Origin of the sequence: Actinopolymorpha singaporensis (assembly GCF_900104745.1) — a bacterium.
Taxonomy (GTDB): Bacteria; Actinomycetota; Actinomycetes; order Propionibacteriales; family Actinopolymorphaceae; genus Actinopolymorpha; species Actinopolymorpha singaporensis.
Genome location: NZ_LT629732.1, coordinates 6,062,484 through 6,077,506, shown reverse-complemented (window position 1 = coordinate 6,077,506; position 15,023 = coordinate 6,062,484). Strand labels below are relative to the sequence as shown.

Sequence of the window (15,023 nt, the reverse complement as noted above, 5' to 3'; positions counted from 1 at the left end):
TCCGGGACGAACCACTCCCGAACAGCAGGTCATCGAACAGAAGGCGTGGTGGTTACGGTGCCTCGGCCCTGGCGAGGTGTCATCGAGGAGTACCGCTCCTGGCTTCCGGTGGGTCCGGACACGCCGGTGGTCACCCTCTGCGAAGGGGGCACGCCGCTGGTCCCCTCGGCGTGGCTTGCCGAGGTCACCGGCTGCGAGGTGTGGATCAAGGTCGAGGGTGACAACCCCACGGGCTCCTTCAAGGACCGCGGCATGACGGTCGCGGTGTCCAAGGCCGCCGAGGCCGGGGTGAAGATGGTGGTCTGCGCCTCCACCGGCAACACCAGCGCCTCGGCCGCGGCGTACGCCTCGCGGGCGGGCCTGCAACCGGTCGTGCTGGTGCCGGAGGGCAGGATCGCGCAGGGCAAGCTGGCCCAGGCCATCGTGCACGGGGCCCGCCTGCTGCAGGTCCGCGGGAACTTCGACGACTGCCTGCGGCTCGCCCGCGGCCTCGCCGAGGAGTACCCCGTCGTCCTGGTCAACTCCGCCAACGAGGACAACTACCGGCTGGCCGGGCAGAAGACCGCGGCGTTCGAGGTGGTGGACGTCCTCGGGGACGCGCCCGACCTGCACCTCCTGCCGGTGGGCAACGCCGGGAACGTCACCGCCTACTGGGCGGGCTACCAGGAGTACGCCGCCGCCGGGCACGCCACCCGCCTCCCGCGGATGTGGGGCTTCCAGGCGGCCGGTGCCGCGCCGATCGTCGCCGGCCAACCGGTGGAGCACCCGGAGACGGTCGCCACCGCGATCCGGGTCGGCCGCCCCGCTCGCTGGACCCAGGCGGTCGCCGCCCGGGACGAGTCCGGCGGCCGGATCGACGCCGTACCCGACGAGGAGATCCTCGCCGCACAGTCCAAGCTCGCCGCCCGGGAGGGCGTGTTCGTGGAACCTGCCTCCGCGGTCGGCGTGGCGGGACTGCTGCGCGCCCAGGCCGAGGGCCTGGTCGATCCGGGGCAACGGATCGTGATCACGGTGACCGGGCACGGCCTGAAGGACGTCGACACCGCGCTGGCGGCGGCCGGGGACCTGGTCAAGCTCGTCGTGCCCCCGGACCCGGAAGCCACCGCCCGAGCGCTGGAGCTGCGCTGATCGGGTGGGAAGCCAGGCGGGAAGCCGGAGCGGAAGCCGGGCGGGAAGTCCGGTGGGAGGAGAGGCGCTGATGGGTGCGCCGACGTTCGTGCCCGGGCGGGTTCGCGTCCGGGTGCCCGCGACCAGCGCCAACCTCGGCCCGGGCTTCGACGCGCTGGGCCTCGCGCTCGGACTGTACGACGAGGTGGAGGTGAGGCTCGCGCCCGGCGGTCTCTCGGTCACCGTCCGTGGCGAGGGTGCCGGCGACGTGCCCACCGACGAGAGCCATCTGGTCGTACGAGCCCTGCGGGCGACCCTCGACCGGCTCGGCGGCCAGCCGCCAGGACTCGCTCTGACGTGCACCAACCGCGTTCCACACGGACGCGGGCTGGGGTCCTCCGCCGCCGCGATCGTGGCGGGCGTACTGGCCGGGCGGGCCCTGGTCGAGTCCGGAGCGTCCGGGATGGACGACACCGAGGCGCTGGCGCTGGCGACCGAACTCGAAGGTCATCCGGACAATGTTGCCGCCTGCCTGCGTGGCGGCTTGACGATCGCCTGGATGACGGATTCGAACATACGGGGCGGCTCCGGGCGCACCGCCGGACGAGCGGTACGCCTCGAACCTGCGCGGGTGCAGCCGGTGGTTTTCGTGCCCCGTACCGAACTCTCGACCCGGACCGCACGCGGCCTGCTGCCCGGGGTCGTCCCGCACGCGGACGCCGCCGCCAACGCGGGCCGGGCCGCGCTCCTCGTGGCTGCTCTCACCGGAACCCCGGGTACGGCCGGTCCACCCGCGGGCCCTGTGGGCGCCTCCGACGTCCTCGGTGCTCCGCCCGCCGGTGAGGTCGACCTGGCTCTGCTGCTGGCCGCGACCGAGGACCGGCTGCACCAGGACTACCGGGCCCCGGCCATGCCGGAGTCCGCCCACCTGGTCGCTGACCTGCGAGAACGCGGCCATCCGGCGGTCATCTCCGGCGCCGGTCCGACGGTGCTGGCGTTCGCCCGGCCCGGTGGTGAGGAGGAACTCCGCGCCCGCGCGCCCGAGGGCTGGGCCGTGTACGTGCTCCCGGTGGATCGCGCAGGCGGGCGGGTGACCTGGACCGCGGCCGGGGAATGAGAACGCCGGGAGGGATGTTCACAGGGGGGAGCAGCCAGAACCCAGAGATTCTGTTAGGCTCCGTGACGAGCCCGAGCCCATGTTATGGCTTGGCGCCATCTCGCCACGAATCCGGGAAGCGTTTCTTCGCTGTCAACAGTTTCTGTGGCGTCCCCTCTGTGGTTTTGTGCACTGTTTGTGCGGACAAGGGCACAGCCGGCGGACCCGGACTCGTCGAGAAGATCCACCTCGTGCGCACAGCGCGCGAGCTCCACCAGGGAGGACCCGGCATTCGCCGGCAATCGACAGGTTGGCACGCGATCACCACGGCCGACATCACGCGTGGGAAGGACCTCACGTGACCGAAACCACCGATCTCACCACCTCGCAGGCTCCCGGCTCCGTTGTCTCCGGTCAGCCGTCCCAGGAGGACGGACCCACCCGGACGCGGCGTCGCGCGAGTGGCCTGTCGGGGATGGTGCTCGCCGAACTGCAGCAGGTCGCGCAGGGCCTCGGCATCACCGGGACCGCGCGGATGCGGAAGTCCCAGCTGATCGACGCCATCAAGGCGGCGCAGGCCGGCGGCGCTCCGACACCTGCCGGTTCGGACGAGTCTGCCGCCCGTCCCGCCGCGAAGCGGGCGGGCCGTGCCCGGGGGCGCGGCGAGCAGACCCAGATCGACATCGCCGGCGGGGACACCCCGGCCGGTGACCACACCGCGGCTGGGCCGGACGCCCAGCCCGACCCCACGGCCAACGGCCATGGGCAGCGCCGCCGGGCCCGTGCCCAGGTGGCGGCAAGTGAGCAGCCGTCCGCCGACGCGACCTCCGAGCGGGTACGCGACGAGCAGGAGACCGACCGCGACGGCGGCCGGGACAACCGGCGCGACGCGGGACGCGAGTCCGGCCGCGACGCCGGCCAGGAGACCGGCCGCGACGGACGCGACGGCCGCGACTCCAACCGGGACAACCGCGAGTCCCGCGACAACCGCGAGGGTGACCGGGAAGGCGGTCGCGGAAACCGCGACAGCCGCGAGTCCCGGGACCGCGACGGCCGCGACACCACCCGCGACCGAGACAACCGCGACGGCCGCGACAACCGCGACAACCGCGACTCCAACCGCGACGGCGGCCGGGGCAACCGCAACGACGACGACGAGGACGGCAGCGGCCGGCGTCGCCGGCGGCGTTCGCGCGACCGTTTCCGCGACCGGGACGGCGGCGGTGGCCGCGACAGCGGTGGTGGCCGCGACCGCGACGGTGGCCGGCGCGGCGGCCGGGACCGCTTCGACCCGGAGCCGCAGCTGTCCGAGGACGACGTGCTCATCCCGGTGGCGGGCATCCTGGACGTCCTCGACAACTACGCGTTCGTCCGCACCAGCGGCTTCCTGCCCGGCCCGAACGACGTCTACGTCTCGCTGGCCATGGTCAAGAAGTACGGCCTGCGCAAGGGCGACGCCATCATCGGCGCCATCCGGCAGCCCCGCGAGGGTGAGCGGCGGGAGAAGTTCAACCCGCTGATCCGGGTGGACACCGTGAATGGCGCGGACCCGGAACTGTCCAAGCAGCGGGCGGAGTTCAACAAGCTCACGCCGCTGTACCCGCAGGAGCGGTTGCGGCTCGAGGTCGACGCCAACAACCCGACGACGCGGATCATGGATCTCGTCACGCCGATCGGCAAGGGGCAGCGCGGTCTGATCGTCTCCCCGCCGAAGGCCGGTAAGACGCTGATCCTGCAGGCGATCGCCAACGCGATCACGCAGAACAACCCCGAGGCCCACCTCATGGTCGTGCTCGTCGACGAGCGGCCCGAGGAGGTCACCGACATGCAGCGGACGGTCAAGGGCGAGGTCATCGCCTCGACCTTCGACCGCCCCGCCGACGACCACACCACCGTCGCCGAGCTGGCGATCGAGCGGGCCAAGCGCCTGGTCGAGCTCGGCCACGACGTGGTGGTCCTGCTGGACTCGATCACCCGCCTGGGCCGTGCGTACAACATCGCGGCTCCGGCCAGCGGGCGGATCCTCTCCGGTGGTGTCGACTCCAGCGCGTTGTACCCGCCCAAGCGGTTCTTCGGCGCGGCCCGCAACATCGAGAACGGCGGATCGCTGACGATCCTCGCGACCGCCCTGATCGAGACGGGCTCGAAGATGGACGAGGTCATCTTCGAGGAGTTCAAGGGCACCGGCAACATGGAGCTGCGGCTGCGGCGGGAGTTCTCCGAGAAGCGCATCTTCCCGGCGATCGACGTGGTGGCCTCCGGCACCCGGCGCGAGGAACTCCTCATGGGCAAGGAGGAGCTCGGCATCGTCTGGAAACTCCGCCGGGTCCTGTCCGGGCTCGACGGGCAGCAGGCACTCGAACTCGTTCTGGAGAAGCTGCGGCAGACCCGGAGCAACGTCGAGTTCCTCATGCAGATCAACAAGACGATGCCCACGGCGCCGTCCTCGTCCCGCGACCGCCGCGACGACGACTGACCTCGACCCACGACCGGGGCTCCGCCCGCACCTCCCAGGGGAATGCGGGCGGGGCCGGGTCGGTTGAGCAGTCGTGGCGCCCAGATGGCACACTGATTCGCCGGCCCCGGTTCACGTCCCGTCCGAAGGCGCGACGACCCGGTGCCCCGAGAGCGGAGGAAAGCCGTGAAGCCTGACATCCACCCCCAGTACGTCGAGACGTCCGTGACCTGCACGTGTGGCAACGAGTTCACCACGCGCAGCACGTCGACCTCCGGCAGCATCCACACCGACGTGTGCTCCAACTGCCACCCCTTCTACACCGGCAAGCAGAAGCTGCTCGACACCGGTGGCCGGGTGGCCCGGTTCGAGAAGCGCTACGCGCAGGCCCAGGGCAAGAAGAGCAAGTAGCGAGCGTTCAGCGCCGGCCGGCGGACCTTTCCGGGTCCCCCTGGCCGGCGCTGTTTGCGTCCGCGACCCACCGCGCCGTACGCCGACGACCCGAGGTGCCCGGGTCACTCCGCCCGCTCCGCCCGCTCCGCCCGTACCCGCCCCTGAGGAGGCCTCCGTGTTCGAATCCGTCGAGACGCTGCTCGCCGAGCACGCCGACCTCGAGCGCCGCCTCGGCGACCCCGCGATCCACGCCGACCAGGCGGCGGCGCGCAAGGTCGGCCGGCGGTACGCGGAGCTGGGCCGGATCGTGGCCGCGCACAACACATGGCGGCAGTTGGTCGACGACGCGGCGGCCGCCCGGGAGCTCGCGGGGGAGGACGCCGGCTTCGCCGAGGAGGCCGAACGCCTGGCCGGTGAGGAGCAGGCGGCGGCCGAGCGCCTCCGGCTGCTGTTGCTGCCCCGCGACCCCAACGAGGACAAGAACGTCCTGCTGGAGATCAAGGCCGGCGAGGGCGGCGCGGAGTCCGCGCTGTTCGCCGGCGACCTGGTGCGGATGTACCTCCGCTACGCCGAACGCCATGGCTGGAAGACCGAAACGCTCGACGTGGCCGAGTCCGACCTCGGCGGCGTCAAGAACCTCACCCTGGCGGTGAAGGGACGCAACGGCGCCGAGCCGGGGGAGACGCCGTACGCACGGCTGAAGTTCGAGGGCGGCGTCCACCGGGTTCAGCGGGTGCCCGTCACCGAGTCCCAGGGGCGCATCCACACCTCCGCGGCGGGCGTTCTGGTGCTGCCCGAGGCCGAGGACGTCGACGTGGAGATCGAGGAGAAGGACCTGCGCGTCGACGTCTTCCGTTCGTCCGGACCCGGCGGGCAGAGCGTCAACACCACCGACTCCGCCGTCCGGATCACCCACGTACCCACCGGAATCGTCGTCTCCTGCCAGAACGAGAAGAGCCAGCTGCAGAACAAGGAGCAGGCCCTGCGGATCCTCCGGTCCCGGCTGCTGGCCGTCGCCCAGGAGGCCGCCGACCAGGAGGCCGCCGCGGCTCGTCGCAGCCAGGTGCGCACCGTCGACCGGTCCGAGCGGGTCCGCACGTACAACTTCCCGCAGAACCGCATCACCGACCACCGGGTCGGCTACACCGCCTACAACCTCGACCACGTGCTCGACGGCGAACTCGACGGGGTGATCGCGGCGCTGCAGGAGGCCGACCAGCGTGAGCGCCTCGGCGCGCTGGAGAGCCAGGCCGGCTGAGCCGCGCCTGCCGATCGGTACCGACCCGGTGAACCCGAGCCCAGTGAGCACAGGACGATGACCACCGCCCGCACGGTTCTGGAGCCCGCGGCCCGCCGCCTCGCCGAGGCCGGGGTCGCCTCGCCGCGGCACGACGCCGAGGCGCTGCTCGCCCACCTGCTGGGGGTTCCGAGGTCCCGGCTGGCGTGGGCGTCGGTCGACCTCAGCCCGGACCAGGAACGCCGGTACGCCGAGCTCGTCGCCCGCCGGGCGGACCGTGAGCCCCTGCAGCACCTCACAGGCACCGCGCCGTTCCGCCACCTGGAGCTCCTGGTCGGTCCGGGCGTCTTCGTGCCGCGGCCGGAGACCGAGGTGGTGGTCGACTGGGCGATCGGCGCCCTGGCCGGCCTCGCCGACGCCCCGGTGGTGGTCGACCTGTGCACCGGGTCCGGGGCGATCGCCGGGTCGATCGCGGGGGAGGTGCCCAGGACACGGGTGTACGCCGTCGAGCTGGACCCGGACGCGCACGCCTGGGCCGAACGCAACCTCGCCGGCACCGACGTCACGCTGGTCCGCGGCGACGCGGCGACGGCGTTCCCCGACCTCGACGGCACGGTCGACCTGGTGGTCGCCAACCCGCCGTACATCCCGTTGGATGCCTACGAGTCGGTCGAGCGGGAGGTACGCGACCACGACCCCGCCCTGGCCCTGTGGTCCGGGCCGGACGGCCTGGACGCCATCCGGATGGTCGAGCGGACGGCCGCCCGGTTGCTGCGGCCCGGCGGCGTCGCCGTCGTCGAACACGCCGACGTGCAGGGTGAGAGCGCGCCGGCGGTGTTCGCCGGGACCGGCCGCTGGGACCGCGTACGCGACCACCTGGACCTGGCCGGGCGGCACCGGTTCGTCACCGCGTGGCGGGTCGCTCGCTGACGGCGGCCGGCCACCCCACGCCCCGGACCGGCGTGCGGACCGGCGTGCGGGCCGGCGTACCTCCCGACGCCCCGGCGGCTGCCCGGTGGGTTCCCACCGCGACATGGCACGATGAGCGACTGTGAGCGAACGCTATTCCTGCGCGGACCGGGACGAACGCACGATCGGGTTGGAAATCGCCGCCTCCGCCATCCGGGCCGGCGACCTCGTGGTGCTGCCCACCGACACCGTCTACGGCATCGCCGCCGACGCCTTCGTGCCGGCGGCGGTCGACGCCCTGCTGGCCGCCAAGGGCCGCGGCCACTCGATGCCTCCACCGGTGCTGGTCGGCTCGGTCGCCACTCTCGACGGCATCGCCACCGACATCCCCGACGCCGGCCGGGCACTGGTGAAGGAGTTCTGGCCTGGCGCCCTCACCATCATCTGCCGCCAGCAGCCCAGCCTGGTGTGGAACATCGGGGAGACCGGTGAGACGGTCGCGGTGCGCATGCCCGACGAGGAGATCTCGCTGGCGTTGCTGGAGAAGACCGGGCCGCTCGCGGTGAGCAGCGCCAACAAGTCCGGGATTCCCGCTGCGACGACCTGTGACGACGCCGAGGAGCAGCTCGGTGACGCGGTGTCGGTCTACCTCGACGGTGGCCCGACCCCGGGCTCGGTGGCGTCCACCATCGTCGACCTGACCAGCAGTACGCCGCGGATCCTGCGGGCCGGGGTGATCTCGCTCGCCCGGCTGCGCGCGGTGGTTCCGGAGATCGAGGACCTCGGCTGACGGCGGCCGGACGGCACGCGGCTGCCGGGACACCCGGCGGCGGGGTAGTGAGTGGACGTGAGCGAGGAGTACGACCGGTGAGGAGCGGCACGATGGGCGACACGTTCGCGATCCTGTACGTCTGCACCGGCAACATGTGCCGATCCCCGGTGGCCGAGCGGATGACCCGGGCGGCCCTCGCAGCCAGGCTGGGGCCGAACGCGGACCGGTTCACCGTGTACAGCGCCGGGACGGGCACCGTCGACGGCCGGGTGATGACCGCCGAGGCAGCCGCGCAGGTCAAGGCGTACGCCGCCGACCCCACCGGGTTCGTCTCCGCCGAGCTCACCGAGTCCCACGTGGGCGGTGCCGACCTGGTGCTGGCGGCCACCCGCGCCCACCGCAGCGACGTGGTGACCATGGACCCGGGCGCGCTGCGGCGTACTTTCACCATCACCGAGTTCGCCCGGCTCGCCGCAGCGCTGATCGACCGCGCGGTGACCGACCGCGCGCTGACTGACCGGGCACCGGCGGGACAGGCCCTCGTGGACGCGCCGCCGGAGCTGCCCGCCGAGCCGGTCGAGCGTGCGCGAGCGCTGGTCGCGGCCGCCGCCCGGGCGAGGGGCACCGTGCGGCCCGCGCGGCCGGACGACGACGACATCCCCGACCCCATCGGCCGGTCGGCCGAGGTGTACGAACACGTCGGCGCGATCATCGCCGGGGCCGTCGGGGTGTCGGTCACCGCGCTGGTCGGCTCGTAGGGCGGCCGCGTGCGCGAATACCTGCTCGTCCTCTTCGTCGCCGCCGGTACGACCTACCTCCTCGGTGGGCTCGCCCGGCGCTTCGCGGCGCGGATCGGCGCGGTCCGGGAGATCCGGGACCGGGACATCAACTCGGTCCCGATCCCGCGGCTGGGCGGGCTGGCGGTGCTCGGCGGGGTGCTGGCGGCGTTCGTCGTCTCCACCCATCTGCCGTTCCTGGGACTTCTGCCGGAGTTGCGCGGGGACGTCTGGGCCCTCCTGCTGGCCGGATTCGTGATCGCGGTGGTCGGCGCCGTCGACGACGTGGTCGACCTGGATCCGATCACCAAGCTCGCCGGCCAGGTCGTCGCGGCGGGGATCCTGGTGGTGTCCGGCATCCAGCTCAACTGGCTGCCGTTGCCCGACGGCACCACCCTGTCGCTGTCCCCGTCACAGAGCGCGATCGTGTCCGCGGTGGTGATCGTCGGGATGGCGAACGCCGTCAACTTCGTCGACGGGCTGGACGGGCTGGCCGCCGGGGTGGTGTGCGTCGGCGCGGCCGCGTTCTTCACGTACTCCTACGGTCTGACGGTGGGGCTGTCGCTCAACCGCGCGACCACGGCGACGCTGGTCACGGTGGTGGTCGCGGGCGCGTGCCTGGGCTTCCTGCCGCACAACTTCTTCCCGGCCCGGGTGTTCCTCGGCGACTCCGGCGCCTACCTGCTGGGGCTGATGCTGGCCGCCTCGACGATCAGCCTGACCGGCTGGCTGGACCCGAGCGTCACGGCGGCCGCGAGCGTACGGCAGAGTCTGCTGCCGGCCCTGCTGCCGCTGGTCCTGCCGATCGCGGTGATGGCGCTGCCGTTCATCGACCTGATGCTCGCGGTGATCCGGCGGACCCGCGCGGGGCGGTCGCCCTTCGACGCGGACAAGAAGCACCTCCACCACCGGCTGCACCTGGAGCTCGGGCACTCCCATCCGGGTGCGGTGCTGGTGATGTACCTGTGGGCCGGGGTGCTGTCGTTCGGCATGGTCGCGGTCGGTCTGTGGACGAGTTGGGTGACCGCCGCGGTGGTGGGGGTGATCGTCGTGGTGGCCATCCTCTGTACGGCGGTCCTGCCACGCCGTCGTAAGCTGCCACATCCGCTCTGAGCCGGGCGATCCCCGGCGGGCCGGGGTGGGTCCGGCCGCCGTCCGGACGGACGGGCGGGCAGGCCCGGTGTGCGGCCCCCGGGACCGGATCCGGCCGCGGCACGGAGCGCGGTAAGTGGGCGTGGATTCGAGTTTTGCCCGGACCTTGTGCTAAGTTTCACAAACCTTGATGGACTTCTCCCGAGGACGGCCGCCGTCATGACGACCGACAGAGTGACCCCCCTGCTGCGCGGTGCGCTGCTCCCGACCCTGGTGGTCGCGGTGCTCACCGTCGCGGTGAGCACGGTGGTCGCCGGCAGTCGCGGTCTGGTCGGTGCCTGCGTCGGCGCGGCCGTGGTTCTCGTCTTCTCCGGTGTCGGACTCCTCGCCATGCGGGCCGTACGCACCATGTATCCCGAAGTGGTCCTGCTGGTAGCGGTGGGCAGCTACTTCGTGCGCGTGGTGATCTTCGGCGGGCTGCTGGCCATTCTCGGCACCGTCGACGGGATCGACGACGTGCTCAACCGCACGGCCACCGCACTCGCGGTGCTGGCCTGCGTGGCCACCTGGCTCGCCGGTGAGCTGCGGGCGTTCGTCCGCATGCGGCAGCCGATCTACGACTTCGACGACCGGCCCAGTGCCGCCAGCGGCGCCGGCACCACCGGCGGTGGATCGTGACCGCCGGCGTGCGCCGGTGGACTCCGGCGACGTGCCCGGCGCCATTACCGTCTCTTTACCCCGCCCGGGCCAACAGCCGCGTCGACTGCTACCGTTCGGTGCGCGATGAGGCAGAACGAGCCGCCCCCGCACCGCGGGCAGGATCCCTGGGGTGCCTTCGGCTACCTGGTGGCCGGAGTGGGGCTCTACGGCGGACTCGGCTGGCTCGGCGACCACTACTTCCGAACGTCCTTCCTGGTGCCCGTGGGAATCCTGCTCGGCCTTGCGCTCGCGCTGTACCTCGTCTTCAAGCGGTACGGCCACAACGAGCCCAGGGACGACCAGTGACCCCCGCCACCATCACTCGACCAGTACGAGAGGAGAGCGTGTGAGCGCGATGATCCTCGCTGCGGACGGGGGCTTCACGCCACCAGGGCCGAGCGTCTTCGACCTGCCGCCCTACGCCGCCGGCATCACCAAGCCGATGACGTTGCTGGTGCTGGCCGCGGTGGTCGTCGGTGTCTTCTTCGTCATGTCGGCACGCCGCGCGGCCATGGTGCCGGACCGGCTGCAGTACAGCGGCGAGATGGCCTACGGCTTCGTCCGCAACTCGATCGCGCGCGACGTGATCGGGTCGCACGACTTCATGCGGTTCGTGCCGTACCTCGTGACGTTGTTCTTCTTCATCCTGGTCAACAACGTCTTCGGCATCGTGCCGTTCCTGCAGTTCCCGACGTTCTCCCACATCGGCTTCGTCTACCCGCTGGCGCTGATCAGCTGGGTGGTCTACAACGCGGTGGGCATCGGGCGGAAGGGCTTCCTGGGCTACCTCAAGCACCAGACGGTGCCTGCGGGAGTCAGCCCGGTCATGTTGATCCTGCTGGTTCCGCTGGAGTTCATCTCCAACATCGTCGTCCGGCCGATCACGTTGTCGTTGCGGCTCTTCGCCAACATGTTCGCCGGCCACCTCGTGCTGATCCTGTTCGCGGTCGGCGGCGAGTACCTCCTGCTCCACTCCGACGTGCTGTTCTTCAAGCCCATCGGCGTGGTGTCGCTGCTCCTGGACATCGCGCTCTTCTTCCTCGAGCTCCTGGTCCAGGTGCTGCAGGCCTACATCTTCACGCTCCTGACGGCCAACTACATCTCCGGCGCCCTCGCCGAAGAACACTGATCTGCTCCACAGCGCAATCCGAGTTCCATCCGCAACGAACGACCGAAGTAACCAAGGAAAGGACTGGCCCATGAGAGGCTCGCTCGCCATCATCGGCTACGGCCTGTCGGCCATCGGCCCCGGCGTCGGCATCGGCCTGATCTTCGCGGCGTACATCAACGGTGTCGCCCGCCAGCCCGAGGCGCAGGCGCGCCTGCAGACGATCGCGATTCTCGGCTTCGGTCTGGCCGAGGCGCTCGCGATCATCGGTATCGCCCTCGCCTTCGTGTTCCAGGGCTGACCGCACACTAAGGGGCACTAGCCATGACATCGATCCTCGCCGCGGGGGAAGCGGTCAACCCGCTCATTCCGCACCCGATCGAGATCATCCTGAGCCTGATCGTCTTCGGCATCCTGTTCTACGTCGTCCGTACGTGGGTCGCGCCGAAGTTCGAGAAGGCGTTCGCCGAGCGCGCCGAGGCCATCGAGGGTGGGCTCAAGCGGGCCGAGGAGACGCAGGCCGAGGCCAAGGCAGCCCTCGAGCGGTACCAGCAGCAGCTGTCGGAGGCTCGGCACGAGGCGTCCCGCATCCGCGAGGAAGCCAAGGAGCAGGGCGCCGCGATCGTGGCGGAGATGCGGGAACAGGCCCAGGCCGAGGCCCAGCGGATCGTCGCGCAGGCGCACACCCAGCTCGAGGCGGAGCGGCAGCAGGCGCTGCTGCAGCTGCGCAGCGAGATCGGTGACCTGTCCACCCAGCTCGCCAGCCGGATCGTCGGTGAGGCGCTCGAGGACGAGGGCCGCCAGCGGCGCATCGTCGAACGCTTCATCAACGAGCTGGAGCAGCAGCCCGTCGGAGAGGCGCGATGACGGACTTCCACGGCACTTCGCGAGAGGCGGTGGCGTCCCTGCGGCAGCGGCTGCGGGGCGTCGCCGGAACGCCGGCGGAGCTCCAAGAGGCCGGGCGGCAGCTGTTCTCCGTCGTCCGGCTGCTGGACGCCCAACCGGCGTTGCGGCGGGCTCTCACCGACTCCACCCGGACCCCGGACGACCGGGCCGCGCTCGCCGGCAACCTGCTGGGATCGCGGATCGGTGCCCAGGCGCTGGATCTCGTGACCGCCGCGGTCCGCCTTTCCTGGCCGCGGACGCGCCAGTTCACCGACGCCTTGGAAGAGGTCGGCGCCCTGGCGCTGGTGCGGTCGGCCGAGGAGGAGGGACGCCTCGACGACCTCGAGGACGCCCTGTTCCGGTTCGCCCGGCTCCTGGAGCGGGAGGAAGGCCTCCATCTGGCGCTGACCGACCGGGGGATCCCGGCGGACAACCGGGCCACCCTGGTCCGGGAGCTGCTCGCGGGGAAGGCCCCCGAAGGGGCCGTACCCTTGGTGGAGCAGGCCGTGGTGGCCCCGCGCGGGCTCTCGCTCACCGAGGCGCTCGACAACTACGCCAAACTCGCCGCCGGATGGCGGGAACGGCTGGTGGCCACGGTCCGTACGGCGACGCCGCTGAGCGCCGCCGACCAGGATCGGCTGGCGGGCGCGCTGCGTCGCCAGTACGGCCACGACGTACACCTCAACATCCTGGTAGACCCCGGGGTTCTCGGCGGAATGCGCGTCGAGCTGGGCGCCGAGGTCATCGACGGCACGATCGCCAGTCGGCTGGATGACGCGCGGCGCCGGTTGGCCGGCTGACCGCCCCGCACACACCTGAGATTGCCGAGAGAGCAGGGACCACGAAGATGTCGGAGCTGACGATCCGCCCGGAGGAGATCCGGGAAGCGTTGGAGCGTTTCGTCTCGAGCTACCAGCCCGCGGAGCTGGCCGCCGAAGAGGTCGGCACGGTCGTCGACGCCGGTGACGGCATCGCACACATCGAGGGCCTGCCGTCCGCGATGGCCAACGAGCTGCTGGAGTTCGAGGACGGCACGCTGGGGATGGCGCTGAACCTCGACGTCCGCGAGATCGGCGCGGTCGTCCTCGGTGAGTTCACCGGGATCGAGGAGGGCCAGAAGGTCCGCCGTACCGGCCAGGTGCTGTCGGTACCGGTGGGCGAGGGCTACCTCGGCCGCGTGGTGGACGCGCTCGGCAAGCCGATCGACGGCCTGGGCGAGATCACCGGCCTGGACGGCAACCGCGCGCTGGAGCTGCAGGCTCCGGGCGTGATGGCGCGCCAGCCGGTGAAGGAGCCGCTGCAGACCGGCATCAAGGCGATCGACGCGATGATCCCGATCGGCCGCGGCCAGCGCGAGCTGCTGATCGGTGACCGCAAGACCGGCAAGACGGTCGTCGCGGTGGACACGATCATCAACCAGAAGGCCAACTGGGAGAGCGGCGACCCGACCAAGCAGGTCCGCTGCATCTACGTCGCGATCGGCCAGAAGGGCACCACGATCGCGGAGGTCAAGCGCACGCTGGAGGAGGCCGGCGCGATGGAGTACACCACCATCGTCGCGGCTCCCGCCTCCGAGCCCGCGGGCTTCAAGTACATCGCCCCCTACACCGGCTCGGCCATCGGCCAGCACTGGATGTACGGCGGCAAGCACGTCCTCATCGTCTTCGACGACCTGTCCAAGCAGGCCGAGGCCTACCGCGCGATGTCCCTGCTGCTGCGCCGCCCGCCGGGCCGCGAGGCCTACCCCGGCGACGTGTTCTACCTGCACAGCCGGCTGCTGGAGCGTTGCGCGAAGCTGTCCGCCGCGCTCGGTGGCGGTTCGATGACCGGCTTCCCGGTGATCGAGACCAAGGCCAACGACATCTCGGCGTACATCCCGACCAACGTCATCTCCATCACCGACGGGCAGATCTTCTTCCAGTCCGACCTGTTCAACGCCAACCAGCGCCCGGCGATCGACGTCGGCCAGTCGGTGTCCCGGGTCGGTACGTCCGCGCAGACGAAGGCGATGAAGGCGGTCGGTGCCCAGCTCAAGCTGGAGCTCGCACAGTTCCGTGAGATGCAGGCGTTCGCGATGTTCGCCTCCGACCTCGACGCGGCCTCCCGCCGCCAGCTGGAGCGTGGCCAGCGGCTGACCGAGCTGCTCAAGCAGCCGCAGTCCTCGCCGTACCCGGTCGAGGAGCAGGTCGTGTCGATCTGGCTCGGCACCACCGGGAAGCTCGACGACGTTCCGGTCGACGACGTGCGCCGGTTCGAGGGCGAGTTCCTCGAGTTCCTGCGGCGTGACCGGTCCGGCATTCTCGCCGGCATCCGCGAGACGCTCAACTTCACCGACGACACGGTGAGCGCGCTGGAAGAGGCGGTCACCGACTTCAAGCAGACCTTCGAGACCTCCGACGGCCAGCTGCTCAAGCCCGGCCGGGAAGAGGTGGAGGCGCTGGAAGAGGAGAGCGTCGAGCAGGAGAAGATCGTCCGGCAGAAGCGGGGCTGAGCC

The 15,023-nt window shown here is 71.3% G+C and carries 16 protein-coding genes; all 16 read left to right on the top strand.

Annotated features, from left to right (window positions below; translation table 11 throughout):
* The first annotated feature begins 48 nt into the window (after positions 1 to 48).
* The 16 genes from thrC (at position 49) to atpA (ending at position 15,020) form a co-directional block, all read left to right on the top strand.
* Positions 49 to 1,128: a threonine synthase gene (gene thrC / locus BLU27_RS27205; protein WP_092658383.1), complete on the top strand. Its 1,080-nt coding sequence runs from the start codon at positions 49 to 51 to the stop codon at positions 1,126 to 1,128.
* 70 nt (positions 1,129 to 1,198) lie between these two features.
* Positions 1,199 to 2,224 carry a homoserine kinase gene (gene thrB / locus BLU27_RS27200; protein ID WP_092656486.1) on the top strand — a complete coding sequence of 342 codons (1,026 nt, stop codon included), beginning with the start codon at positions 1,199 to 1,201 and terminating at the stop codon, positions 2,222 to 2,224.
* A 337-nt stretch (positions 2,225 to 2,561) separates the two neighbouring features.
* Complete coding sequence (rho, locus tag BLU27_RS27195; RefSeq protein WP_092656484.1) at positions 2,562 to 4,679, top strand: transcription termination factor Rho; 2,118 nt, start codon at positions 2,562 to 2,564, stop codon at positions 4,677 to 4,679.
* Between the two features lie 165 nt (positions 4,680 to 4,844).
* Entirely contained in the window at positions 4,845 to 5,069 is a 225-nt protein-coding gene (gene rpmE / locus BLU27_RS27190; protein WP_092656482.1) for a 50S ribosomal protein L31, read from the top strand.
* A gap of 157 nt (positions 5,070 to 5,226) precedes the next feature.
* Complete coding sequence (prfA, locus tag BLU27_RS27185; RefSeq protein WP_092656480.1) at positions 5,227 to 6,309, top strand: peptide chain release factor 1; 1,083 nt, start codon at positions 5,227 to 5,229, stop codon at positions 6,307 to 6,309.
* Between the two features lie 57 nt (positions 6,310 to 6,366).
* Positions 6,367 to 7,218 (top strand): peptide chain release factor N(5)-glutamine methyltransferase, encoded by an 852-nt coding sequence (gene prmC, locus BLU27_RS27180; protein WP_092656478.1) that lies wholly within the window; start codon positions 6,367 to 6,369, stop codon positions 7,216 to 7,218.
* A gap of 121 nt (positions 7,219 to 7,339) precedes the next feature.
* Positions 7,340 to 7,987: an L-threonylcarbamoyladenylate synthase gene (locus tag BLU27_RS27175; protein WP_092656476.1), complete on the top strand. Its 648-nt coding sequence runs from the start codon at positions 7,340 to 7,342 to the stop codon at positions 7,985 to 7,987.
* Between the two features lie 92 nt (positions 7,988 to 8,079).
* Complete coding sequence (locus BLU27_RS27170; RefSeq protein ID WP_092656474.1) at positions 8,080 to 8,727, top strand: arsenate reductase/protein-tyrosine-phosphatase family protein; 648 nt, start codon at positions 8,080 to 8,082, stop codon at positions 8,725 to 8,727.
* A 9-nt stretch (positions 8,728 to 8,736) separates the two neighbouring features.
* On the top strand, positions 8,737 to 9,858 hold the full coding sequence (locus tag BLU27_RS27165) for an MraY family glycosyltransferase (protein WP_092656472.1): 1,122 nt from the start codon (positions 8,737 to 8,739) through the stop codon (positions 9,856 to 9,858).
* Positions 9,859 to 10,056: 198 nt separating this feature from the next.
* On the top strand, positions 10,057 to 10,515 hold the full coding sequence (locus BLU27_RS27160) for a Cg1360 family ATP-synthase-associated protein (RefSeq protein WP_092656470.1): 459 nt from the start codon (positions 10,057 to 10,059) through the stop codon (positions 10,513 to 10,515).
* 105 nt (positions 10,516 to 10,620) lie between these two features.
* Positions 10,621 to 10,842: a hypothetical protein gene (locus BLU27_RS27155; protein ID WP_092656468.1), complete on the top strand. Its 222-nt coding sequence runs from the start codon at positions 10,621 to 10,623 to the stop codon at positions 10,840 to 10,842.
* 49 nt (positions 10,843 to 10,891) lie between these two features.
* A complete protein-coding gene (atpB, locus tag BLU27_RS27150; RefSeq protein ID WP_092658381.1) occupies positions 10,892 to 11,665 on the top strand; it encodes a F0F1 ATP synthase subunit A in 774 nt (257 codons plus the stop codon).
* 70 nt (positions 11,666 to 11,735) lie between these two features.
* Positions 11,736 to 11,945, top strand: coding sequence for an ATP synthase F0 subunit C (gene atpE, locus BLU27_RS27145; RefSeq protein ID WP_092656466.1), 210 nt, complete (start codon positions 11,736 to 11,738; stop codon positions 11,943 to 11,945).
* Positions 11,946 to 11,968: 23 nt separating this feature from the next.
* The gene (locus BLU27_RS27140) at positions 11,969 to 12,511 is read left to right on the top strand and encodes a F0F1 ATP synthase subunit B (protein WP_092656464.1); all 543 of its coding nucleotides are present in this window, start codon (positions 11,969 to 11,971) and stop codon (positions 12,509 to 12,511) included.
* On the top strand, positions 12,508 to 13,329 hold the full coding sequence (locus BLU27_RS27135) for a F0F1 ATP synthase subunit delta (RefSeq protein ID WP_092656462.1): 822 nt from the start codon (positions 12,508 to 12,510) through the stop codon (positions 13,327 to 13,329). Before BLU27_RS27140 ends, BLU27_RS27135 begins: the two co-directional genes overlap by 4 nt.
* 47 nt (positions 13,330 to 13,376) lie before the next feature.
* Positions 13,377 to 15,020: a F0F1 ATP synthase subunit alpha gene (gene atpA / locus BLU27_RS27130; protein ID WP_092656461.1), complete on the top strand. Its 1,644-nt coding sequence runs from the start codon at positions 13,377 to 13,379 to the stop codon at positions 15,018 to 15,020.
* The last annotated feature ends 3 nt before the right edge of the window (positions 15,021 to 15,023 follow it).

What these genes read in the sequence shown, in the direction of transcription:
- thrB (WP_092656486.1), top strand. Translation starts at nt 1,199, where the DNA reads ATGGGTGCGCCGACGTTCGTGCCCGGGCGGGTTCGCGTCCGGGTGCCC.
- BLU27_RS27135 (WP_092656462.1), top strand. Translation starts at nt 12,508, where the DNA reads ATGACGGACTTCCACGGCACTTCGCGAGAGGCGGTGGCGTCCCTGCGG.
- atpE (WP_092656466.1), top strand. Translation starts at nt 11,736, where the DNA reads ATGAGAGGCTCGCTCGCCATCATCGGCTACGGCCTGTCGGCCATCGGC.
- BLU27_RS27140 (WP_092656464.1), top strand. Translation starts at nt 11,969, where the DNA reads ATGACATCGATCCTCGCCGCGGGGGAAGCGGTCAACCCGCTCATTCCG.
- atpA (WP_092656461.1), top strand. Translation starts at nt 13,377, where the DNA reads ATGTCGGAGCTGACGATCCGCCCGGAGGAGATCCGGGAAGCGTTGGAG.
- BLU27_RS27155 (WP_092656468.1), top strand. Translation starts at nt 10,621, where the DNA reads ATGAGGCAGAACGAGCCGCCCCCGCACCGCGGGCAGGATCCCTGGGGT.
- prmC (WP_092656478.1), top strand. Translation starts at nt 6,367, where the DNA reads ATGACCACCGCCCGCACGGTTCTGGAGCCCGCGGCCCGCCGCCTCGCC.
- BLU27_RS27160 (WP_092656470.1), top strand. Translation starts at nt 10,057, where the DNA reads ATGACGACCGACAGAGTGACCCCCCTGCTGCGCGGTGCGCTGCTCCCG.
- BLU27_RS27170 (WP_092656474.1), top strand. Translation starts at nt 8,080, where the DNA reads ATGGGCGACACGTTCGCGATCCTGTACGTCTGCACCGGCAACATGTGC.
- atpB (WP_092658381.1), top strand. Translation starts at nt 10,892, where the DNA reads ATGATCCTCGCTGCGGACGGGGGCTTCACGCCACCAGGGCCGAGCGTC.